Origin of the sequence: Allobosea sp. TND4EK4 (assembly GCF_900156025.1) — a bacterium.
Lineage (GTDB): Bacteria > Pseudomonadota > Alphaproteobacteria > Rhizobiales > Beijerinckiaceae > Allobosea.
Genome location: NZ_FTMO01000030.1, coordinates 1 through 22,014 on the forward strand (window position 1 = coordinate 1; position 22,014 = coordinate 22,014).

General features: G+C 63.0%; 21 protein-coding genes. 15 read left to right on the forward strand and 6 right to left on the reverse strand.

The genetic code is table 11. The features are described from left to right. Positions 1 to 243 precede the first annotated feature (243 nt). Together BW981_RS21055 and BW981_RS21060 are read right to left on the reverse strand one after the other, a co-directional pair. A complete protein-coding gene (locus BW981_RS21055; RefSeq protein WP_076442798.1) occupies positions 244 to 1,680 on the reverse strand; it encodes an ATP-binding protein in 1,437 nt (478 codons plus the stop codon). Further along, complete coding sequence (locus BW981_RS21060; protein WP_348521420.1) at positions 1,677 to 2,552, reverse strand: response regulator; 876 nt, start codon at positions 2,550 to 2,552, stop codon at positions 1,677 to 1,679. Before BW981_RS21060 ends, BW981_RS21055 begins: the two co-directional genes overlap by 4 nt. A gap of 338 nt (positions 2,553 to 2,890) precedes the next feature. On the opposite strand from BW981_RS21060, the gene BW981_RS21065 reads away from it, so the two are divergent. From BW981_RS21065 to BW981_RS21090, 6 genes are all read left to right on the forward strand, one after another. Next, positions 2,891 to 4,345, forward strand: coding sequence for a TolC family protein (locus BW981_RS21065; RefSeq protein ID WP_244560410.1), 1,455 nt, complete (start codon positions 2,891 to 2,893; stop codon positions 4,343 to 4,345). Positions 4,346 to 4,358: 13 nt separating this feature from the next. Continuing rightward, positions 4,359 to 5,795, forward strand: coding sequence for a multicopper oxidase family protein (locus tag BW981_RS21070; protein ID WP_083712551.1), 1,437 nt, complete (start codon positions 4,359 to 4,361; stop codon positions 5,793 to 5,795). A gap of 36 nt (positions 5,796 to 5,831) precedes the next feature. Next, positions 5,832 to 6,314, forward strand: coding sequence for a cupredoxin domain-containing protein (locus BW981_RS21075; RefSeq protein WP_076442802.1), 483 nt, complete (start codon positions 5,832 to 5,834; stop codon positions 6,312 to 6,314). Between the two features lie 25 nt (positions 6,315 to 6,339). Beyond that, positions 6,340 to 6,618, forward strand: coding sequence for a copper-binding protein (locus BW981_RS21080; RefSeq protein WP_076442804.1), 279 nt, complete (start codon positions 6,340 to 6,342; stop codon positions 6,616 to 6,618). Positions 6,619 to 7,112: 494 nt separating this feature from the next. Further along, positions 7,113 to 7,502, forward strand: coding sequence for a hypothetical protein (locus tag BW981_RS21085; protein WP_244560411.1), 390 nt, complete (start codon positions 7,113 to 7,115; stop codon positions 7,500 to 7,502). 79 nt (positions 7,503 to 7,581) lie between these two features. Then, positions 7,582 to 8,877 carry a multidrug ABC transporter ATPase gene (locus tag BW981_RS21090; protein WP_175624187.1) on the forward strand — a complete coding sequence of 432 codons (1,296 nt, stop codon included), beginning with the start codon at positions 7,582 to 7,584 and terminating at the stop codon, positions 8,875 to 8,877. A 180-nt stretch (positions 8,878 to 9,057) separates the two neighbouring features. On the opposite strand, the gene BW981_RS21095 is transcribed toward BW981_RS21090, so the two are convergent. The 4 genes from BW981_RS21095 to BW981_RS21110 form a co-directional block, all read right to left on the reverse strand. Then, complete coding sequence (locus tag BW981_RS21095; protein ID WP_076442806.1) at positions 9,058 to 9,255, reverse strand: DUF1289 domain-containing protein; 198 nt, start codon at positions 9,253 to 9,255, stop codon at positions 9,058 to 9,060. Beyond that, the gene (locus tag BW981_RS21100) at positions 9,252 to 11,252 is read right to left on the reverse strand and encodes a heavy metal translocating P-type ATPase (RefSeq protein ID WP_076442808.1); all 2,001 of its coding nucleotides are present in this window, start codon (positions 11,250 to 11,252) and stop codon (positions 9,252 to 9,254) included. Before BW981_RS21100 ends, BW981_RS21095 begins: the two co-directional genes overlap by 4 nt. A gap of 17 nt (positions 11,253 to 11,269) precedes the next feature. Then, entirely contained in the window at positions 11,270 to 11,545 is a 276-nt protein-coding gene (locus BW981_RS21105) for a metal/formaldehyde-sensitive transcriptional repressor (protein WP_076442810.1), read from the reverse strand. A gap of 228 nt (positions 11,546 to 11,773) precedes the next feature. Continuing rightward, positions 11,774 to 12,682: a LysR substrate-binding domain-containing protein gene (locus BW981_RS21110; RefSeq protein WP_076442812.1), complete on the reverse strand. Its 909-nt coding sequence runs from the start codon at positions 12,680 to 12,682 to the stop codon at positions 11,774 to 11,776. Between the two features lie 79 nt (positions 12,683 to 12,761). On the opposite strand from BW981_RS21110, the gene BW981_RS21115 reads away from it, so the two are divergent. The 9 genes from BW981_RS21115 (at position 12,762) to BW981_RS22795 (ending at position 21,950) form a co-directional block, all read left to right on the forward strand. Continuing rightward, complete coding sequence (locus BW981_RS21115) at positions 12,762 to 13,973, forward strand: trans-sulfuration enzyme family protein (protein WP_076442814.1); 1,212 nt, start codon at positions 12,762 to 12,764, stop codon at positions 13,971 to 13,973. 38 nt (positions 13,974 to 14,011) lie between these two features. Then, entirely contained in the window at positions 14,012 to 15,040 is a 1,029-nt protein-coding gene (locus BW981_RS21120; RefSeq protein ID WP_083712549.1) for a transporter substrate-binding domain-containing protein, read from the forward strand. A 66-nt stretch (positions 15,041 to 15,106) separates the two neighbouring features. Beyond that, entirely contained in the window at positions 15,107 to 16,222 is a 1,116-nt protein-coding gene (locus BW981_RS21125) for an amino acid ABC transporter permease (protein ID WP_076442818.1), read from the forward strand. Between the two features lie 4 nt (positions 16,223 to 16,226). Further along, complete coding sequence (locus BW981_RS21130) at positions 16,227 to 17,330, forward strand: amino acid ABC transporter permease (RefSeq protein WP_076442820.1); 1,104 nt, start codon at positions 16,227 to 16,229, stop codon at positions 17,328 to 17,330. Positions 17,331 to 17,431: 101 nt separating this feature from the next. Further along, on the forward strand, positions 17,432 to 18,148 hold the full coding sequence (locus tag BW981_RS21135; RefSeq protein WP_083712553.1) for an amino acid ABC transporter ATP-binding protein: 717 nt from the start codon (positions 17,432 to 17,434) through the stop codon (positions 18,146 to 18,148). 83 nt (positions 18,149 to 18,231) lie between these two features. Then, a complete protein-coding gene (locus BW981_RS21140; RefSeq protein ID WP_076442823.1) occupies positions 18,232 to 18,498 on the forward strand; it encodes a heavy-metal-associated domain-containing protein in 267 nt (88 codons plus the stop codon). A 78-nt stretch (positions 18,499 to 18,576) separates the two neighbouring features. Then, positions 18,577 to 20,952 carry a heavy metal translocating P-type ATPase gene (locus BW981_RS21145; RefSeq protein ID WP_076442825.1) on the forward strand — a complete coding sequence of 792 codons (2,376 nt, stop codon included), beginning with the start codon at positions 18,577 to 18,579 and terminating at the stop codon, positions 20,950 to 20,952. A gap of 34 nt (positions 20,953 to 20,986) precedes the next feature. Beyond that, the gene (locus BW981_RS21150; RefSeq protein WP_076442827.1) at positions 20,987 to 21,508 is read left to right on the forward strand and encodes a cytochrome b; all 522 of its coding nucleotides are present in this window, start codon (positions 20,987 to 20,989) and stop codon (positions 21,506 to 21,508) included. Between the two features lie 91 nt (positions 21,509 to 21,599). Beyond that, the gene (locus BW981_RS22795; RefSeq protein ID WP_139333883.1) at positions 21,600 to 21,950 is read left to right on the forward strand and encodes a hypothetical protein; all 351 of its coding nucleotides are present in this window, start codon (positions 21,600 to 21,602) and stop codon (positions 21,948 to 21,950) included. The last annotated feature ends 64 nt before the right edge of the window (positions 21,951 to 22,014 follow it).

Genomic DNA, 22,014 nt, shown 5'->3' on the forward strand with positions numbered 1-22,014 from the left:
CCCGAACCATCGCCATGACCTTAAAGCTAGACTTAAGGTCACACCGTTCGGGAAATGCCGCCCACCGCGCAAGGCGGCCGAGACCGGACGGTTACTTTTCGGCGGCGGTCTTCGGTTGGGCAAACCGGCTTATGCATACGTTGGGCGAGCCGGACGCCGACTAAAGCGGCCCGACGCGTCAAAGTCGCTCGAGGGTTGCAGCCCGCATCAACGGCTGTGCGCTCGTTGCACCATGGAGTTGCATCAAGCGATCTGCCTTTGAGGATCGGCGCCATCGGTCGAATATCCGGAAGGGGCATTGGGCTGGCGACCCTTGATTTGATCCGCTTTCGACAAAGTGATCGTTACGCATAAGCCGCCAGCCGCCCGATTGGTCAAACTGACATGCCCGCCGTGAGTCCGGATCACTGATGCTGCAATGGTGAGCCCCAAGCCCGTGCCGCCAGTCTCGCGTCCGCGGGACTCCTCGAGCCGGACGAAAGGCTGAAACACGCGCTCCATATCGGCTTGCGGAATGCCGGGGCCTTCGTCTTCAACGGCGATAATGAGGTGATCATCGATCTCCGAGATCGTAACGCTCGCTGTCTCGCCGTATTTGATGGCATTGCTGATAACGTTGGAGAAGGCACGCTTTAGGGATAGGACACGTCCCAACACCGGAGCGGAGGCGAGCCCCATCAATGAGACGTGATGCCCCTGATCGATATGCTCGTCCACGATTGTCTCAATGACCGAAGCGAGGTCGATCGGCCGGATCATTTCACTGGAGACACCGCCACGCAAATATTCCAGCGTGGAGTCGATCATTGCCTCCATCTCCCCGAGATCGGCGTCGATCAGATCGCGGGTCGCGTCGTCGTCGAGGAGCTCTGAACGGAGCCGAAGTCGCGTGATCGGCGTGCGGAGATCATGCGAGACCGCTGCCATCGCCTGCATGCGCTCGGTGACGAGGCGCTGGATGCGCTCGCGCATGGTGTTGAAGGCGCGCGCCGCGCGGCGTACTTCGATCGGTCCGTTTTCGGGAAGCGGCTGCGGCGTCTGATCAAGGCTAAAGCGCTCCGCCGCGATGGCAAGATCACGCAATGGTCGGGTTGCCCACCGCAGTAGTAGCAGCGCGACGACAACGATGCCGACTCCGAAGCAGATCGTGACCGCGATCACGCTCCAGTCGATGCTCTGGTGCGCTCCGAGAGCCGAGGAGGAGAAATTTACCCAGGAGCCGTCGGCCAGTTGGACCGAGACCAGCATCATGTGCCGGTAGGCATCGGCATTCCCGCTGCCCAAAGCCCCGTCATCGGCAAACCCGACGCGGAATGACTCCGCCGCGAGTTCGGGCGCAAGCTCTTTGAGCCGAGCATCCATCGTCTTGGTTCGTTCTGTCATCGGCGCTGAGCCGAGGATCAGACTGACCTTACTCCAATGGACTTCAAGGCTGGCGCTCGACAGGTCATGCGCGGCGCGGTCCCGTTCTGGCCCGGCGGGGGCGCTGGCAATCGCGCGCTTGATCGAGACGATATGCTCGGCGAGGCCGCGATCGCGCGCCGCGGTAGCGAGGCTCTCGACGCCGACGCGATAAGCCCAGAAGCCGAGGAGATGAAAGGCCAGGAGTGCCGCCACCAACACCATGATGGCACGGCTGGCGACCGTATCGGGCCACAGGCGTTCGACCAGCTTCTTCAAGCGGATTGCCCTTCTTGCACGCCGACGTTGGACACAAACATGTAGCCCGAGCCACGGACGGTCTTGATGAGCTGGCCGCCGCTGGCGTCGGCTTCCAACTTGCGCCGCAGCCGGCTGATCTGGACGTCGATGGTGCGGTCGAACGGATCGCCGCTGTTTCGCGCCTTTGCAAACTGCATCAGTGCTTCTCGCGACAGGACGCGGTTGGGATGCTCCACAAAGGCCACGAGAAGGTCGAACTCACCGGTTGAGAGGTCGATCAGTGTGCCCGTAGGAGATTGAAGCTCTCTACGGCGGAGATCCAGCGACCAGCCATCAAACACGACGATCTCGGAACGTCGGGTTTCGCTGGTATTGCGCGCCGTACGAGATCGGCGCAGGACGGCGCGAATGCGCGCCACCAATTCGCGCGGGCTGAACGGCTTGGTCACATAATCGTCAGCGCCGCCGTCGAGGCCGATGATCCGGTCGCTCTCCTCGCTGCGGGCGGTCAGCATCACGATGGGAACCTGGGACGTCATGCGGACGTCGCGGCAGAGCTCGACGCCCGAGCGTCCGGGCAGCATCAGATCGAGCACGACCAGATCGATCGTGGTGCGGGCCAAGACATCCATCATGACGCGCCCGTCCGGTGCTCCGGTGACCTGATAGCCATGGCGCTGAAGAAAGCGCGAAACCAGGAGCCTGATCTGCGGATCATCGTCTACGACGAGAATATGCCCATGATCTTCGGCTATGATCTTGATTGGATCTTGGTCCATGTTTCGCTCGGCTTCCCAGAACAAGCCTGTTTGTGTGGCGCCGCTTCTTCTTTTGCGGCGATTGAACAATAGCGCGCTTATCGCCGTGCCGCCCGTGTTGCTTTGATACAATTTGTAACGGACGCCGATGGCGGAGCGCTGCTACCCGTATGCCGTCGAAACACGGGGAGCCGAATCGTGACGTTCGTGAAGATGCCGATCCTGGCAGGCATAGGGCTGGCGTTGGGAGCCTGTTCGTTGACACCCGTTCCGGACCATCTAGCCAGGCCGGCCGATCCGAGCGCTCGCGTTCCCGCGGTCTCCTATCGCAGCGTGACGGCTGGCGGGGCGACTTTCCGGCCGGTTGATCCGAAGGACTGGCGCGAACTCAATCGTGACGTCGGTCCCAAGTCATGACGTCGTCTGCCGTGTCCATTTCAGCGATCGATTCTACCCGGGGAAGGACAGCCTTGACCGCTCCAGCAAAATTGCATCCTCGACGCCTGCTCCGTTTCGGGCTGCTCGCCGGCGCCGCGGCTTTTCTGGGAGGCTGCGCGAGTTTCTCCGCTGACGGCGGCATGGGCTCCGTCCAGAGTGCCGCCTATACCGACATCGGCAAGGATGTGGTCAAGATCGGTGATGATCAGGCAGCGCTCACGGCGAAATCGCGCGTCAATCAGCTGCTGCGCAAGCCATTGACGGCGGACGCGGCCGTACAGGTCGCGCTGCTTAACAATCGCGGCCTGCAGGCGGCGTTCAATGAGCTCGGCATTGCCGAGGCCCAGATGGTTGCGGCGAGCTTGCCACCCAACCCGAGCATCGGCATCTCCAAGCTCTCCGGCCGCTTCGAACTCGAAATCGAGCGGCAGATCATCGGCAGCCTCCTGGCCCTTGCGACTCTGCCGGCGCGCGCCGAGATTGCCCGCGATCAGTTCGGGGCAGCGCAGTTGCGGACCGCCGAGGCGGTTCTGAGACTCGCGGCCGATACCCGCCGCCAGTACTATCGCGCTGCTGCGGCGAATACCCAGGTTGTTTTCTATCAAGAGGCGAAAGCGTCTGCCGATGCGGCTTCCGAGCTGTTCAAGCGGCTCGGCGAAAGCGGCGGCGTCAACAAGCTCGACCAAGCTCGCGAATTCGCCTTTGAGGCTGAACTGACCGTGCAACTCGCCCAAGCGCGCCAACTGCAGCGCCAGGAGCGTGAGCGCCTTGTTCGGCAACTGGGGATCTGGGGCGACGACCTGAAATTCCAACTGGGCAGCCTGCCGCCGCTACCGCGTCTGCAATCGGGCAAGGCGATCGAGGCGGAGGCCCTGCGCAAGCGCGTCGATCTCAGGATCGCGCGGGCCGAGCTCGACGTTCTGGCGAAGTCGCTCGGGCTGGAGCAGGCGACGCGCATTATTAACGCGGCCGATCTGCAAGGTACTCGCAAATACGCCCGGAGCCGCTCTATTACTGAAGATGGCGTCGTTGAACGAAATTCAATTCGCAGCCGAACGCTCGCCCTCGACCTCGAGATACCGATTTACGATTTCGGCCAGTCGAAGGTCGCGTTGGCCGAGCAGACCTACATGCGGGCTGCCAACAAGCTGGCGGAGAAGGCGGTCAATATCCGCTCCGAAGCGCGCGAGGCATACACGGCCTACCGCGCTAATTACGACATCACGCGGCAGTACCAGACGAATGTCCTGCCACTGCGCAAGATCATCCAGGACCAGTCGCTGCTGCAGTACAGCGGCATGCTCAACGACGTGACGGATCTGATCACCGATGCCCGCAGCCGCATCCTCTCGAACGTCGCCGCGATCAATGCCCGCCGCGATTTCTGGATCGCCCATACCGACTTCAAGCATGCCCTGATCGGCGGCGGTAGTGGCGGTGGTTCTGTCGCTGTGGCGGCAGCTGGTGGCGGTGGCGGCGGCGACTGAAGGAGTTGCACAGATGACCAATCTATCCCGTAGAGGCTTCATCGGCTCGTCCGGGCTCGTGCTGGCCGGTGCGGCCGCCGTCTCGGGGCGGAGCGCCTTCGCCGCCGTGCCGGAGGCGCCGACCATGACGGAGGCTGCGACCCAGGCGCCGCTCGTGCCGACCACCGGACCGGACTATCAGCCGGTCGCGACGCTCAACGGCTGGTCGCTGCCCTGGCGGATGAACGGCGACTGGAAGGAGTTCCATCTCGTCGCCGAGCCGGTGGTGCGCGAGATGGCACCGGGCATGAAGGCCAATCTCTGGGGCTACAATGGCCAGTCGCCGGGCCCGACGATCGAGGCGGTCGAGGGCGACAAGGTCCGCATCTACGTCACCAACAAGCTGCCGGAGAACACGGCGGTGCACTGGCACGGCCAACGCCTGCCCAATGGCATGGACGGCGTCGGCGGGCTGACCCAGCCGCATATCCCGCCGGGCAAGACCTTCGTCTATGAGTTTCAGCTGCGGCGCTCGGGCACCTACATGTACCATCCGCATTCGGACGAGATGGTCCAGATGGCGATGGGCATGATGGGCTTCTTCGTCGTCCATCCGAAGGACCCGACCTTCCGCCGCGTCGATCGCGATTTCGTCTTCCTGCTCAACGCCTTCGACATTGAGGCCGGCTCCTATGTGCCGAAGGTCAACACCATGACGAATTTCAACCTGTGGTGCTGGAACAGCAGGGTCTTCCCCGGCATCGATCCCTTCGTCGTCGGCAAGAATGACAAGGTCCGTATCCGCTTCGGCAATCTGACCATGACGAACCACCCGATCCACATGCACGGCTACGAGTTCAAGGTCTCCTGCACCGATGGCGGCTGGGTCGATCCAGCCGCGGCCTGGGACGAGGTCTCGATCGACGTTGCCGTCGGCCAGATGCGCGCCTTCGACTTCGTCGCCGACGAGCCGGGCGACTGGGCGATCCACTGCCATAAGTCCCATCACACCATGAATGCCATGGGGCATTCGGTGAAGACCTATATCGGCGTGAACAAGAAGGACCTGGCGAAGCGCATCGCGAAGATCGCGCCCGGCTACATGCCGATGGGCTCGAACGGCATGGGCGAGATGGGCGGAATGGAGATGCCGCTGCCAGACAACACCCTGCCGATGATGACCGGCTTCGCCCAGTTCGGGCCTGTCGAGATGGGCGGCATGTTCTCGGTGGTAAAGGTCCGCGATGGCCTGGCGAAGAACGACTACAAGGACCCCGGCTGGTTCAAGCACCCCAAGGGAACCGTCGCTTACGAGCTTAAAGGGCAGAAGCTCGGCGAAGCCCCGCGGGCAACGTCCCCGGATAGCGGTGTCAAATCGGCCGAATGGCGGGCCAAAGACCCGCGCAAGCCGAGCCTCGGGCCGGACGGCAAGCCACGCCCAGCCGTCAAGAACGCGCATTCCGATCACTGAAATGGCGACAAACTGAGCTCACCCCTGGAGAGATAAATGAAGATTGCAACGTTCAAACTTGCCGCAATCGCTTTTGCGATGTCAGCCGGTGCTGCCTTGGCCGGCCCCGGTGCGGCCGGTCACGGCCATGGCGGCGAGACAGCCTATGGCAAGGTGGGCGACCCGAAGAAGCCTGCCCGGCCCGTCCAGGTCGTGATGAGCGAGAAGGACGGCAAGATGTCCTTCATCCCTGACCGGGTCGAGATTCGCCGCGGCGAGCAGATCCGTTTCCAGCTGCGCAACAACGGCGAGCTCGACCACGAGATCGTCCTGGCGACGCTGGAAGAGAACCTCAAGCACGCCGTCGAGATGCAGAAGAACCCCGACATGGAACATGATGATCCGAACGCCAAGCGGCTCGCGCCGAAGAAGACCGGCGAGATCGTCTGGGCCTTCACCAAGGCCGGCGAATTCGACTTTTCCTGCCTGATCCCCGGTCATCGTGAAGCCGGGATGACCGGCAAGATCATCGTCAAGTGAACGATCTCAGCGAAAGGAGCATCCCATGCTGAAGACTGCCGCCACCCTCGCGTTCCTCGTCGTTGCCCTGCCGGCCGCCGCCCAATCGGTCAGCGGCACCGTGACCAAGGTCGACGAGGCCCAGGGCAAGCTCACCATCAACCACGGCCCGATCAAGAACCTCGACATGGACGGAATGACCATGGTGTTCAAAGCTGGCGACGCCGCCATGCTGAAGGACCTCAAGGCCGGCACCAAGATCAAGTTCGACGCCGACCGCGTAAATGGTCAGCTCACGGTGACCAAGCTGCAAAAGTCGAAATAATCCTAATGTGTGGCAAGGCGTGAAGACGCCTTGCCACACATTGCGCCGCTCGCGGCGATCGTTTCGGCCCAACTGGTTTTCCGTCACCGTATCTAGGTGACGAAGTTTGCGTCGTCGGGCGATTATTGGTCGAGAATCGCTGTTTGCGGCCAAAAGAGGCATCACGCCCGGACATATCGACAGCGAGATGAGTTTGAAAGGTGAGCCATGCGATTGGTCTTGCTAACGATTCCTCTTGCGCTTGTGGCCCTCCAGGCGCGAGCGGACGACGGCGATCTGCAGCGCGCTCTGATCGAAGCGTCCTGTCCTAGTGCGAAGGTTACGCGCCTCAACCCCATCGGCAAAAGTGATGTCTATGAAGCGAATTGCTTCGGCAGGCGCATCAAGATCGTCTGCATAAACGGCCGCTGCTCCGCTGATGATCCGTCTCGTAGTCGAGATGATCCGGAATGAAGTCCCAGTGAAAACTCACTGCAGTGGCGAGAGGCCATTTCATGATTGGAAGCGACTTGAGCTTACGGCGAATTCTGGTGACCTCGGCACTTTGTGCTGTGGCAGCAGGGACGCTGTTCGTTGGGCAGGCGGAAGCACAATCGGTCAAGATAGTTGGAATTGGCGCATCAAGTTGTCAGTTTTTCCTTCAGGAGATCAACGGAAAGCCGGAAGTTGAAAAGAATTTCTTCGCCTGGGCCCAGGGCTACATGAGCGGCCTACTGCTGCGGGCGCCTCCGGGGAAGGATGAGGATCTAGACCTTGAGCCAGGTGTCTATCCATTACTGAAGCAGGCCGAGTTCCTGCGGGGCTTCTGTACGCGCAATCCCGATGCCGACTTCAGCGATGGTGTGAACGACCTCTATCGGACGCTTCGCGCACCGCCAAGCTAAACTGCCCACCCCTTTCCGAAATTAACACAGATGACGCTCGTATAGGCGGCGTCGCTACCGAAGGTCGAGTTCAACAGTCGTGACCGCGTTGTTTCAGTTTATCCATGATCTCGGTCACCGGATCATGGGCCTCGATTATCCGCACGGCCACTGGCTTATCAATGTTGCGGCTGCGCTGTTGTTTGTTGTTGCGCCGGCATGGACAGTCTGGATTGCCTTGCGGTTCACCTATCGGCGCTTCAGCGCGAAGCGCCGCCAGCGCGCCCGGTTTGTGGCCGCGACGTCGCGCGTTCCAGAGCAACCAGTCGCCCGAGAGCGCGAGCGTTCGCTTGAGAACTACATCATCCGTGCGACTGCAAGACCGCAGGCGAAGCTCGTGATCATCTCAATTTTGACGCTTCCGACGGCGTGGCTTCTGCTCGAAGTCCCCAAGCACATTATCAATCATGCTCTTTCCGACGCCGGCGATAGTGGCCACGTCGACATGACGCTTTTTGGCTTGCCGTTGGATCGCATGACGCTCCTGTTTGCACTTTGCGCAGGTTACCTCGGTGCGCTCACGTTGAACGGGCTCGTCAAATACGCGGCCATGCGGATCCGCGGTCGCGTGAGTGAGCGGCTGGTTCGCCGGCTTCGGTTAGGTGTCTTGCGTCGAGCCCGTGCAGGCGCGAGTGCGGAACAGCGGGCGCATCTCTCCGCGGTAGTTGTCCAGGAAGTCGAACCTATCGGGTATTTTGGCGGAAGCCTTGCTGTTGTTCCCGTCATCCAGGGTGGGGCTCTCCTGACCAGTATCCTGTTCTTGCTGATGCAGAACCCTGCCTTGGCTCTCGCGGCAATGCTGATGTTGCCCCTACAGCTTACGCTCTTGCCGGGTTTGCAGAAGCGGCTCAATGCGAAGGTCCGCGACAGGGTCCGTTCGACCCGTAAACTCGGCGGCCTCATGGTAGCCGAGGGCCCGGCTTCTGGCGCCAATGGTTCGCATCCAGTCGCCACGCGGGCAAACCTGTCTGTCTTGCGCCATCAGATGCGAACGACCGCTGTCCTCGAAACGATCCGGGTCGAGATCAACGATCTCAAGGGCAGGATCAAGGGTCTGTACAACTACACGTCCAACCTGACGCCTTTCTTTTTCTTCACGATCGGAGGCTACCTCGTTGTCAGGGGGCAGTTGTCGCTCGGGGCGCTTGTCGCCGCCCTTGCCGCCTATCGAGAGATTTCGCCGGCGCTGCGGGAGCTGTTTGATTTCATGCAGAACTGGTCGGATGCGAAAGCCCGCTTCAGCGAGGTCACCAGAGCCATGGGCCACGTTCGTACCGTTCCGGTGGTGATCGATGCTTCTCAAATCCCGCTTCGTCGTGAGCGGCAGGCGGGCTGAGGTGTTGCCGACCGGCTTTTCTCAACGCCGTTATCCGATCTGGATCAAATCCACTGCGGGCAAAGCATACTGCAAGACTGAGAGGGCTGGGCCGTAGCATGCGGCCCAGCCCTCAAGAAACAGCGCCACGGCGGGACCATTTCGGCATACCCGACTATGCCGGCTCGGTTCATCGAAACACTACTCAGATGGCGCGCGACGTGCGGCCAGCTTGGTTTCGCGTCGCCTACGCTCGGCCAGAATCTGGCAACGCTTGTGGTCAGTGAGCTTGCGCCACCGGCGGATCTCATCGGTCGTACGCAAGCACCCGACGCACAGCTCCGCCTTGCGATCGAATTTGCACATATCGAGACATGGCGACGCTATAGCCAAGGTCACACCTGCGCAGGTTCGGGCTTCAGCTCCGGCGTCGCAGAGACAGTCTTCTCCGGCGTTGGGAGGAGGCGGGCCGAATTAAGGATGAACACCAGTTCCGAAACGACATGGATGCCGGCTGCTAGCAGTGGGTTCAAGAAACCGAAGGCTGCCAGCGCGATACCAAGCGTATCCACTCCGATCGTGCCGACGAAATTCTGCCAGATAATACCGCGGGTGCGCCGGGCCACGGCGACCGTCTCAACGAAGCGCTCTAGGTCATTGCCTAGCAGCACCACATCGGCGCTCTCGTGCGCGACATCGGTACCTGAACCCATCGCAACGCCGACATTGGCTTCGGCAAGCGCCGGGGCATCGTTGACGCCATCGCCGACCATGGCGACCTTGCGATTATCCGCGACGAGGGCCCGGACGCGTGCCAGCTTGTCTTCCGGCAGCAGTTGCGCTTCGACCTCCTTGATGCCGAGCGCCGCACCGACAGTGTCCGCGACGCGACGCGCATCGCCCGTGAGCAGCACCGTTCGGATACCCATGCGGTGCAAGGTTTCCACCGCTCGCTTTGCCTCGGGCCGCACGGTATCTGCGACTGCGATGGAGCCCAGCAAGCGCCCGTCAAGGGCGACAAAGACTTCCGAGCCAGCCAAGCCGAATGGGCCGGAAATTCCCGCTGGTACGCTGATCCCGTTGTCGGTCATCCAGGCTTGGCTGCCGACAAGGATCGTGGCGTCAGCAGTTTTCGCGGTGATGCCGCGACCGGGCGTGTAGGCAAAGCTCAAGGGCTCGATCGCATCGCGCCCCTGCTTGCGGGCATGGGCGACGATCGCCTTGCCCAGCGGATGCTCGGAGCGCAATTCGGCCGTAGCTGCGGCATGGAGCAGTTCATCAGCGCTCACGCCCGCGACGGGGAAAACCTCCTGCACCTCAGGGCGACCGAAGGTCAGCGTCCCCGTCTTGTCCAGCACGACCGTGTCGACCTGACCGAGGGTCTCAAGGTGGACGCCGCCCTTGACGATAGCGCCAAGGCGCGCGGACCGGCCGATGCCTCCAAGGATGGCAAGTGGCGTGCCCGCGGCGATACCGCAGGCGCCGGCAACGATGATAACGGAGATCGTGGAATAGATGTCGCGGGTGATCAGGAAGGTCAGGATGGCGGCGCCGAGCGCAAAATAGACGAGATAGCCCGCCATGCGATCCGCCAGACGCTGGACCGGCGCGCGGGATTTCTCGGCCCTTTCGACCGCCTCGATGATCTTGCCGTAGCTTGTGTCGCGTCCAATTCTCTCCGCGGCTACCTCAAGCGCGCCGGACTGATTGATGGAGCCGGCGAAGACGTGTGTGCCGGCCGTCTTCTCGACCGGCATGGATTCGCCGGTGATGCGGGACTCGTCGACAAAGGAGTGACCGGATAGCACCGCCCCGTCGACGGGGATGCGTCCACCCGGAGCGACCATGATGGCGTCGCCGGCCGACAGCTCTTCGGCGGAGATCGACTGGATCGAACCGGCGCGGCGCACCGAGACCTCGCGCGGCAGGAATTCCAAGAGGTCGCGGATCGCTTTGCGACCGCGGCCGACGGTCAGGCCCTCCAAGACCTCGGCGATCAGGACAAACAGGGTGATGATGAGCGCCGTGAAGAATTCGCCGATGGCTGCGGCCGCAACGATCGCGATCGTCATCGACAGTTCCATGGTCATTCGTCGTTCTACGACGTTCTTGACGGCTTCCTTGAGGATGGGCCAGCCGCCGATCACAAGGCCGATGACGCCGATTATGCTGATTGCTGCGAATGGCTCCCATATGCGCAACCACACGGCCGCCGCCGCGACAGCGACGACCGCGATGCGAACGGCCTCTGACCATTCGAAGGGATGGTCGTGATCATGCCCATGCTCGTGGTCATGATCGTCATGGTCATGCTGATGTGCCTCGGTGGCCGGTGCAATCGGGCATGCCTCTGCAGCATCCGCAAGCGTCTGGCTTTGGGTATTTTGGACTGTCATGACGGCAGCCTCCGATCTTATTTGAGATATGCGCGTACGACGTCGATGAGTTCGGCCGCGCCTTCATTGCGTTCGTTCTGCGCCAGGGCGTGGTCCGCCACGTGCAGCAGGATGTGGTCTTCGACGACTTCGGCCATCAGACCGTTGATGGCGCCTCGAACGCCCGCGATCAGTTGCAGCACCTCGGCGCAGCCCTTCTCGTCTTCAAGCGCGCGCTCAACGGCTTCCATCTGGCCGCGGATGCGGCGCACCCGGTTCAACAGCTTTGTTTTCTCGCGGGTGGTGTGCGACATGCGGGTCTCCTGTGTCCCTCCAAATAGGGTACCCCACTATATTATTTAATAGCCATTTTGCCGATCGGCTTGATAAGCGCTATCGAGATACCTTGGCGCCGGAGGCCGACGTCGGATCTTGAGCTGCGAGCGTCCAGGCCACCGCACGGTAATGCGCTAGCCCGGCTCAATCGGAGTGAGATCGAGTGTAGTGCTCGTCGAGGCCACGGTGTCGGCGTTCGCGAGAAGCTATCTCGCGCTCTCCTCCGAAACGGCAAAGGCGTTGCGGACCGCATAGAGCTCGGCAACGAACGCCGAGACGAGGCGAGAGTTCGCGCTGCCGGGCGGCTTGAGCAGGAGCGCTCTGAAATGCACAGCCGGCTCGAAAGGCCGGACGACGATGCCCTGGATCATCTTGTCGGCGATGATGAACGGGTTGACGAGGCCTATGCCGAGGCCCTGCGCAGCCAGAATGGCGATGGTCACGCCATAGGGTGTCTCCACCAGAATGCGGGGCTGGACGCCGTGTTCCGCAAAGATCCTGTCCATGGCGAGCCGCACGGTGTCCTCCGGCGCGAGCGCCAGGAAGCCCTCGTTGCTCAGGTCCGCCGGCACAATGACGTCTCGGCTTGCCAGAGGATGTCCTTGGGGCATGACGCAGACCGCGCGAGGCGTGGTGAACACGCTGTGCAGGACACCGTCGGTGTCGATCTCGTCGGCTGCCAAGCCGATGTCGAAGCTGCCGGAAGCGACCAGGTCGCGAACGACGTTCGAAGTGCGGACCTGGTAGCTGATCCGCACCTGCGGGTGCTTGCGCGAGAACGCCGTGATCGCCCGCGGGACCAGGCCATGTCCAAGAGCGGACAGGCTGGCAACCCGAATCGTCCCGGCGCCCACCTCCTTGATCTGAGCAGCCCGTAGTTTGAGCCGATCAAGACCGACCAGATTGGCCTTCACCTCGGCGTGGAAGAGCAGCGCTTCGCGGGTCGGCACCAGGCGGCCACGGATCCGATCGAACAGACTGAACCCGAGCTCGGACTCAAGCTTCGCAAGCGAACGGCTGATGGCCGGCTGCGACGTGTTGAGCAGGGCAGCCGCCGCTCCAGCGCCACCGCTGATCATGATCGCATGAAAGACGTCGATGTCGCGCAGGTTCATAGAGTAGCCATATCAAGAATGGATCGACTCTATCGAAATAGCCATAGATGGCAATGTCAGCGCGAGCTAGCGTTGGCCCATGACGAAATCCGACGACACCTTCCATATCCATCCGCCCGAGCGTTCGCGGCAGCCGTTTCAAGCGGTGGCAATGCCGGTCGAACGCGCTTCGACCATCGTCTTCGACGATCTCGAGGCGTTCGAAACCCGGGCGGAGCGCGTCTATGACGGCTTCAGCTACGGGCTTTATGGGACGCCCACGAGCCGGCTTCTCGAGGACCACATCGCCCAGCTCGAAGGGGCGGCGAGGGCTCTGGTCGTGCCGTCCGGCATGGCGGCGATGACGCTGGCGACGATGGCGGTGTGCCGCAGCGGCGATCGCATCCTGATGCCCGAGACGCTCTACGGCCCGGCTCGGGACATGATCCTGCGCTTCCTGGGGCCGCTCGGCATCGCGGCGCAGTCCTACGATCCGCGTCTTGATGCCGGGATCGCGGAGCTTCTCGACGAGCGGACACGGCTGGTCTGGGTGGAATCGCCGGGTTCCGCGACCTTCGAGGTACAGGACGTGCCGGCGATCGTCGCGGCGGCCCACAAGGTCGGGGCGCTGGTCGCCGCCGACAACACCTGGGCCTCCCACCTCCTGTTCAAGCCGCTGGCCCATGGCGTCGATATCAGCATGCAGGCACTGTCGAAGCATGCCGGGGGGCATGGCGACCTGCTGATGGGTTCGCTCGCCGTGCGGGACGAAGGGCTGTTCCGGCGTCTGAAGGATAGCGCGCGCTTCCTCGGCTATGGGGTCTCGCCCGAAGATTGCGCATTGTGCGAGCGCGGCTTGATGACCATGCCGGTCCGTATGCGCCATGCCGCCGCAAGCGCGACCGAGATCCTGGCCTGGCTGTCACAGCGCCCTGAGATCGCGCGGATTTTGCATCCGGCCATGCCGGACCATCCCGGCCATGTGGTGTGGGAGCGGGATTTTTCGGGCGCGGCCGCGGTGTTCTCGGTCGTGCTCCGGCCCGAGCTTGCGCCCTTGCAGAACGAGGTCCTACGGCGGATGCGCCTATTCAGGCTCGGCGCGAGCTGGGGCGGCGTCCATTCGCTGATCGCCGTCAATGATCCACGGAAAGGTCGGACCAGCCTCGACTGGCTGCCATCGGGGCCGGTCTGGCGATTGTCGATCGGATTGGAAGCACTCGAGGACCTGATCGGCGATCTGGAGCAGGCCTTCGTCCCATTTGCCGAATTCGCGACGGCGTCGAAGGCGGTGGGCCGTACGGCGGCGGAATAACAGAACCAACGTCACAAAACAGGGGAACGGAGATAACCATGACAAGATTGAAAATGCTGCTCGGAACGGCGCTTGCCGCCGCCGGCCTGACGACGGGTATCGGCGATGCGAGCGCGCAAAGCGTCGTGAACAAGATCAAGCAGCGCGGCTATGTCAGCTGCGGTGCGAGCCAGGGCGTGCCCGGCCTCTCCCGGCCTGACGAGAATGGCTATTATCGCGGCTTCGATTCCGACATCTGCCGGACCTTCGCCGCTGCCATCCTCGGTGACAAGGACAAGATCCGTTTCGTCCCGCTTAATGCCGGTCAGCGGTTCCCGGCGCTGCAGACCGGCGAAATCGATGTGCTTTCACGAACCTCGACCATCACTCTCTCGCGTGACACGGTGGTCCGCTTTGTCTGGATCACGCTCTACGACACCGACGGCCTGCTCGTGCGCAAAGCCGACAAGATCACCGATCCCAAGCAGCTCGCCGGCAAGACGGTATGCCTGCAGGGCGGCGGTAGCCTGACCGAGAAGGCGATCGAGGAGACCGAGGAAGAGCACGGGATCACGATGAAGAAGGTCTACTTCGACTCGACGATCCAGGCGCGCGATGCATTCTTCGGCGGCCGTTGCGACACTTACGTGACCGATGGTACGGCGGCGGCCGGGCAACGCGCCTCGGTAGCGAAGAATCCGGACGACTTCGACATCATCAAGGTGGGCCATGCGGCCGAGCCGAACGGGGTCGCGGTGGCGCGCGGAGACGATCAGCTCTTCGACATCACGCGGTGGACGGTCAATGCCCTGCTCTGGGCCGAGCTTCACGGCATCACCGCCAAGAACATCGACGAGAAGCTGAAGTCCGGGTCGAGCGAGATCAAGCGGGTGCTCGGTCAGGAGCCGGGCTTCGGCAAGCCGCTCGGGCTTGACGACAAATGGGTCTACAACGTCGTCAAGCAGATGGGGAACTACGCCGAGATCTGGGACAACAATCTCGGGAGAAACAGCCCCCTCAAGGTCGACCGCGGGCTGAATGCACTCTGGAAGGACGGCGGCCTGAACTATCCCTACCCCTGGGACTAGGTGCTGCCGAGGGGAGCGTGGCGAACGCTCCCCTTTTCGATGACGGATAAAAATGGGGAGAGCGGCATGCTGAGCAATGCCAGGACGAGGTCGATCGTCATTCAATGCGCACTGGCGGCTGCCGTCATTGGCACAGCGACGCTGCTCGTCAACACGACCTTCGCGAACTTGCAGACCCGCGGGATTCCAATCGGGTTCGACTTCCTGACGACGCCGTCCCGGATCGTGATCTCCGAGGCGATCCTCTCCTACAAGTCGCGCGACCCCTATTATTGGGCGATCGTCGTCGGGCTGGCGAATACGGTCTTCATCTCCGCGCTGGTCATCGTCTTCTCGTCGGTACTCGGCCTGATCGTCGGCGTGACCCGGCTGAGCAGCAATCCGCTCGCCGCCGGCACTTGCCGGGTCTGGGTCGAGATCGCCCGCAACTCGCCGCCGATCGTTCTGCTGATCTTCCTCTATTCGCTCTGGTGGAAAGTCCTCCCGCCGGTCGCCGAGGCGCTCAATCCGATACCCGGCGTATTCGCCTCGATGCGCGGCGTCATGGTGCCGAGCGTGCATGTCAACATGGACACGGCGGGCGTCACCTTGATCCTCGTTGCCGGGCTGATCTTCCTCGCTGCTCGGGTTGTAGGTTCGCTGCGCAGATTCCGGCCTACCCTGAGCTGGGCCGCGGCTGCCGTGCTTTTGCTCGGCTTTTCGTTCGCCGATGCCAGGGTCTCGATTGACTGGCCGGTCTTCGCGGGTTCGAATTTCCAGGGTGGACTGGAATTGACGCCAGAACTCAGCACGATCCTGATCGGCCTGACGATCTATACGACGGGATTCATCGCCGAGATTGTGCGTGGCGGCGTGCTGTCGGTCGGGCCTGGGCAATGGGATGCCGGCCGCTCGGTCGGCCTGTCCCGCAGCCAGATCCTGCGGCTGATCGTGATCCCGCAAATGCTGCGGGTGATCGTGCCGCCGCTCAACAGCCAGTACATCAACGTCGTCAAGAATTCGACGCTGGCGATCGCTGTCGGCTATCCGGATTTCCTTGCGGTAATGAACACCATCATCAGCAAGTCCAGCCATTCGATCGAAGGCGTCTTCATCATCCTGGGCGTCTATCTCGTCCTGAACCTGACCCTGTCGAGCGCGGCCAATTGGTACAACCGCCGCATCGCCATCGTGGAACGCTGATCCCGTGAAGACGATTTCGCTCCCTCTCGCCGAGGCTCCCGTGCCGGCGCAGGCCTGGTCCGCGCCGCTCCTGGCCTCGCTGCGCCGGACCGCCGGGTTGCTGTTCGGCTCGCCGCTGAATGCCGCCCTGACGCTGGCTTTCGGCGCCATGCTCACTGTTGCCCTGCCGCCGATGCTGCGCTGGCTGGTGCTCGACGCCGTCCTCTTCAATCCGGACCCCGCCGCCTGCCGCGCCGCGTCCGGGGCCTGCTGGAGCTTCATCTACGCCAAATCGGGCCAGCTGCTGTTCGGCATCTACCCGGTCGGGGAGCGCTGGCGGCCTGCTCTGGTCTGCCTCATGATCCTGGCCTTGCTCGGCTGGTCGGTCCGGCCGGCGAGTTGGACGCCGCGTCTGCTCGGGCTCTGGATCGGGGCGCTCGCGCTGATCGCTTGGCTGATGGGCGGCGGCCTCGGCCTCGAAGAGGTCCCGACCTCGGCCTGGGGCGGCCTGCCGGTGACGCTGATCCTCACCGTTGTGGCGATCGGCATCGCCTTTCCGGTCGGGATCCTGCTCGCGCTGGGGCGCCGGTCGACGATGCCTGCCGTCCGGATCGCCGCGGTCATCACGATTGAGTCCGTCCGTGGCCTGCCGCTGCTCTCGATCCTGTTCGTGGCCTCGATCATGCTGCCGCTGTTCCTGCCGGAGGCGCTGCTGCCCGACAAGTTTGTGCGCGCCCTCGTCGCCTTGACGATCTTCGCGGCTGCCTATCTTGCCGAAGTCATTCGCGGTGGGCTGCAGGCGGTCCCGAAGGGCCAGTACGAGGCAGCCGCGGCTCTCGGCCTGCCGTTCTGGCGTACGCAGTACCTCGTCATCCTGCCGCAGGCGATCAGGGTGGTGATCCCGGCCTTGGCCAACACCATCATCGTGATGATCAAGAACACCAGCCTCGTGCTCGTGGTCGGGCTGTTCGACCTGATCAGCTCCGGCAAGGCGGCGCTGGCCGATCCGGCTTGGCCGTCGCCGGCGGCCGAAACCTTTCTCTTCATCGGCGCGATTTTCTTCGCCCTGTCCTTCTCATTCGCCCGCTTTGCCGATTTCCTGGAGCGGCGCGGCCCCGCTGCTCGCTAGGAGACGCCTCCATGACCATGGCAATGGCAGAAACCAAGACGACCGACTCCCGCCCCGCGGCCCTGAAGCAGACCTCGCTGAACACGGCCACCGCCGTTGAGATGATCGGCGTCAACAAGTGGTACGGCGAGTTCCACGTGCTGCGCGACATCAACCTGAAGGTCGGCCGCGGCGAGAAGCTGGTGATCTGCGGGCCTTCGGGCTCGGGCAAGTCGACGATGATCCGCTGCATCAACCGGCTGGAGGAGCACCAGAAGGGCCAGATCATCGTCGACGGCACGGAGCTGACCAACGACCTCAAGAAGATCGACGAGATCCGCCGCGACGTCGGCATGGCCTTCCAGCACTTCAACCTGTTCCCGCATCTGACGATCCTCGAGAACCTGACGCTGGCGCCGATCTGGGTGCGCAAGATGCCGAAGAAGGATGCCGAGGAGATCGGCATGCACTATCTCAAGCGCGTCAAGATCCCCGAGCAGGCTCACAAATATCCGGGCCAGCTCTCGGGCGGCCAGCAGCAGCGCGTGGCCATTGCCCGTTCGCTCTGCATGAGCCCGAAGATCATGCTGTTCGACGAGCCGACCTCGGCGCTCGATCCGGAGATGGTCAAGGAGGTGCTCGACACCATGGTCTCGCTGGCTGAGGAGGGCATGACCATGCTCTGCGTCACCCATGAGATGGGCTTCGCCCGCCAGGTCGCCGACCGCGTCATCTTCATGGATGCCGGCCAGATCGTCGAGATGAACACCCCCAACGAGTTCTTCAAGAACCCGCAGCACGAGCGCACCAAGCTCTTCCTCTCGCAGATCCTGCACTGACGAGGAGCGTGCGAAAGGTGCTTGACCTTCCCATTATGGGAAGCCGTAGGCTGCTGTGATCGTCAACGAGGGACATTGCAGTTATGTGCGCCTGCCAGCAACATTCTGATACTGCCGCCAAGGCGACAACCTCTCCTGAGGGCGCGATCAGCTTCCGCGTCGAGGACATGACCTGTGGCCATTGCGCCGGCACGATCAAGAAGGCGATCGAGGACCAGATTCCGGGAACGGCGGTCACCGCCGATCCGGCTTCGAAGCTCGTCAGTGTCGTCGGAGCAGCTGACTTTTCCGCTATCAGGTCGATTGTGGCGGGTGCTGGATACACGCCCGGCGCGGATCGCATCGGCTGATCGCAGGCGGCCGGCGCGAACCCGCCGGCCGCTCATGCATTGGCAAGGCAAAGGGGCAGGAGCGCAGAGCGGCGAGCCATGGCAGATCATCAGCGTCACGCCGGTCATCAGCACGATGACCATTCGCATCACCATGGCCATTCCCATGGCGCAAAGGAGAGTGTGAAGGACCCGGTCTGCGGAATGACCGTCGATCCCACCACCGCAAAGTATCGCGCCGCCCATGCCGGGGAGACCTATTTCTTCTGTTCCGCCGGATGCCACGGCAAGTTTGAGGCGGATCCGGAGGCCTATATCGGGGAGAAGCCGACAGCGCCTGCGGCAAAACATGCGTCCGAAGGCACGATCTATACCTGCCCGATGCATCCCCAGATCCGCCAGTCGGGGCCTGGCAACTGCCCGATCTGCGGCATGGCGCTCGAACCGGAAGTCGCGACGGCTCAGGAAGGACCCAGCGCCGAGCTCGTCGATATGACACGCCGATTCTGGGTAGGGCTCGCGCTCGCCCTACCGGTGTTCGCGCTGGAGATGGGTGGGCATGTCGTCGACCTACACATGCTGCTTAACCAGCAGAGCTCGAACTGGCTGCAGCTGATCTTAGCGACGCCGGTCGTGCTCTGGGCTGGCTGGCCGTTCTTCCAGCGGGCCTGGGCCTCGCTGGTTAACCGCAGCCTGAACATGTTCACGCTGATCGCGATGGGTACCGGTGTCGCTTGGGCCTACAGCGTCGTCGCGACCGTCGCTCCGAACCTGTTCCCGGAAACGCTCCGCTCCACGGAAGGAGCGGTCGCAGTCTATTTCGAGGCGGCGGCCGTGATCACCGTCCTGGTGTTGCTGGGCCAGGTCCTCGAATTGCGAGCCCGGGAGCAGACTGGCGGTGCTATCCGGGCCTTGCTCGACCTCGTGCCGAAGACCGCCCAGCGGGTGCGCAACGACGGCGAGGACGAGGACATCAATCTGGACGCTGTCCATGTCGGGGACCGCCTGCGGGTCCGCCCGGGCGAAACGGTTCCGGTCGATGGCGAACTGATCGAAGGCCGCAGCTCGATCGACGAATCCATGGTCACGGGCGAATCGATGCCGGTCACCAAGGAGGTCGGCGCGGCCCTGATCGGCGGCACGCTCAATACCACCGGCGGTTTCATCATGCGCGCCGGCAAGGTCGGCAGTGACACCATGCTGGCTCGGATCGTCTCGATGGTGGCGGAGGCTCAGCGTTCGCGAGCACCGATCCAGCGCCTGGCCGACCAGGTGTCCGGCTGGTTCGTTCCGCTCGTCATCGTCATTGCCATCGTCGCTTTCGCCGCCTGGATGGCGTTCGGGCCGGAGCCTCGCTTCGCGCATGGGCTCGTCGCTGCCGTCGCCGTGCTGATTATAGCCTGTCCCTGCGCGCTCGGCCTGGCGACGCCGATGTCGATCATGGTTGGGGTCGGACGTGGCGCACATCTCGGCGTGCTGATCAAGAATGCCGAAGCGCTGGAGCGCTTCGAGAAGGTCGATACCCTCGTGGTCGACAAGACCGGCACGCTGACCGAAGGCAAGCCGCGGCTGATCGGGCTGAAGCCGGTCGGTGCGATCACCGAGAGCGAGCTGCTGCGGCTTGCGGCCTCGCTTGAGCGGGCGAGCGAGCATCCGCTCGCCGCAGCGATTGTCGACGCTGCGAAGGAGCGCGGCCTTACCCTGGCCGAGGCGCAGGATTTCGACAGCCCGGTCGGCAAGGGGGTGACCGGGACGGTCGAGGGCCGTGCGCTGGTGATCGGCAGCCACCGGATCATGAGCGAAGCCGGCATCGGCACGGCTGCGCAGGCCGCCGAGGCGGAGGCGCTGCGTGCGGAGGGCGGCACCGTGATCTTCGTCGCTATCGATGGCCGCGTCGCCGGGCTGCTGGTGATCGCCGATCCGGTCAAGCAGACCACCCCGAGGGCGATCGAGTTCCTCAAGGGCGCCGGTATTCGGGTGGTGATGCTGACAGGCGACAACCGGACGACGGCCCAGGCGGTGGCGCGCCGGCTTGGCATCGACGAGGTCGAGGCCGAGGTCCTGCCTGAGGACAAGAGCGCGGTCGTCAACAAGCTGCGTGCCCAGGGCAGGGTGGTCGCGATGGCCGGCGACGGCGTGAATGACGCGCCGGCTCTGGCGGCGGCGGATGTCGGCATCGCCATGGGCACGGGCACCGACGTTGCGATCGAAAGCGCAGGGGTGACGCTGCTCAAGGGTGATCTGGAGGGGATCGTGCGGGCGCTTCAGCTCAGCCGGGCCACGATGAGCAACATCCGGCAGAACCTGTTCTTCGCCTTCATCTACAATGCTGCGGGCGTACCCGTCGCGGCCGGCGTGCTCTATCCGATATTCGGATTGCTGCTGTCCCCGATCATCGCGGCGGCGGCGATGGCGCTGTCCTCGGTCAGCGTGATCGCCAATGCGCTGCGCCTGAGAACGGCGTCTCTCCAATAGGGGGCGATGCCATTCGAATGAACGGGTTTGCATCGTGAGCTTGTTGCAAAGCATCCTTATTCCCAAGGTCAGCCTGGGCAGGTCTTTTGGCGTCTACCAGCGCTGGATCCACTGGCTTGTGCCGTTGTTGTGCATCGCCCAGGTTCCGACTTCCTGGGCGATCCAGCGCACCCATATGGCGCATGGCTTCACGAAGCCCGCCCCCTTTGATCTGTTCCTGCATCAGGTCCACGCTTGGATGGGATGGCTGATCATGGGGCTCGCGCTGACTCAGATCGCATTGCGCTACATCTATGGCCGCCCCTCGCTTGAAGACTTGTCTCCACGCGAACGATGGGCCGCAACGGGCGTTCACATCTGTCTGTATGGCCTCCTGCTCCTGTTGCCGTTCACGGGTACGGTTGCGATGTATCTCAGCTTCCGCGCCGCGCCCTTGCATCGATGGCTCAGCTGGGCGCTGCTAGTGCTCGCGTTGATCCATGTCGCCGGGGCGCTTTGGCATCACTTCTACCGGCGCGACGACATCTTGCGCCGCATGCTGAGGCACCAAGCTTGAGATCACGAAGCAGCGATTTTGGTTGCTTCCGGTCAAACAGCCGCAGTTCTCGCCCTTTTGCGATCCCTGTCGGTATGTCAGAACGGGTGCCATGAAGTTTCGACTTCTCACGCACACACTGATCCTGGGGCTGTTCGTTACAGCCACGATGTTGGCTGCCTTGGTCTCGCCGGCGCGGGCTGGCTATGTCCGCATGGAACGTGAGGCGATGACAGAGATGTCGCCTGACATGCCGTGCTGCCCCAATCCGAAGGACAAACAACCCGATTGCACGACCAATTGCCCTGCCGCGAGCTTCTGTCTGGCCAAGTGCTTCGCGAGTGAACCAACGGTTTTCGCCACGCTTGTTCAACCAGTTGTCGTGACGCTCGGGCGTGTGGGCGATGAGGCGCTGCGCATTTCGCGACCGGGCGAGCCTCCGGCCCGACCACCACGAAGCTGAGACATCGCCGGCACTGATGTGCCGGCTGCGATCGCGCGGTCATGCCGCGCGATCGGTGGGCCGT

Bases quoted from the DNA above. Each gene is read 5' to 3' on its own strand.
- BW981_RS21140 (WP_076442823.1), top strand. From the start codon at position 18,232: ATGTGCGCCTGCCAGCAACATTCTGATACTGCCGCCAAGGCGACAACC.
- BW981_RS21075 (WP_076442802.1), top strand. From the start codon at position 5,832: ATGAAGATTGCAACGTTCAAACTTGCCGCAATCGCTTTTGCGATGTCA.
- BW981_RS21085 (WP_244560411.1), top strand. From the start codon at position 7,113: ATGATTGGAAGCGACTTGAGCTTACGGCGAATTCTGGTGACCTCGGCA.
- BW981_RS21145 (WP_076442825.1), top strand. From the start codon at position 18,577: ATGGCAGATCATCAGCGTCACGCCGGTCATCAGCACGATGACCATTCG.
- BW981_RS21125 (WP_076442818.1), top strand. From the start codon at position 15,107: ATGCTGAGCAATGCCAGGACGAGGTCGATCGTCATTCAATGCGCACTG.
- BW981_RS21115 (WP_076442814.1), top strand. From the start codon at position 12,762: ATGACGAAATCCGACGACACCTTCCATATCCATCCGCCCGAGCGTTCG.
- BW981_RS21135 (WP_083712553.1), top strand. From the start codon at position 17,432: ATGATCGGCGTCAACAAGTGGTACGGCGAGTTCCACGTGCTGCGCGAC.
- BW981_RS21070 (WP_083712551.1), top strand. From the start codon at position 4,359: ATGACCAATCTATCCCGTAGAGGCTTCATCGGCTCGTCCGGGCTCGTG.
- BW981_RS21080 (WP_076442804.1), top strand. From the start codon at position 6,340: ATGCTGAAGACTGCCGCCACCCTCGCGTTCCTCGTCGTTGCCCTGCCG.
- BW981_RS21110 (WP_076442812.1), bottom strand. From the start codon at position 12,682: ATGAACCTGCGCGACATCGACGTCTTTCATGCGATCATGATCAGCGGT.
- BW981_RS21105 (WP_076442810.1), bottom strand. From the start codon at position 11,545: ATGTCGCACACCACCCGCGAGAAAACAAAGCTGTTGAACCGGGTGCGC.
- BW981_RS21120 (WP_083712549.1), top strand. From the start codon at position 14,012: ATGACAAGATTGAAAATGCTGCTCGGAACGGCGCTTGCCGCCGCCGGC.
- BW981_RS21100 (WP_076442808.1), bottom strand. From the start codon at position 11,252: ATGACAGTCCAAAATACCCAAAGCCAGACGCTTGCGGATGCTGCAGAG.
- BW981_RS22795 (WP_139333883.1), top strand. From the start codon at position 21,600: ATGAAGTTTCGACTTCTCACGCACACACTGATCCTGGGGCTGTTCGTT.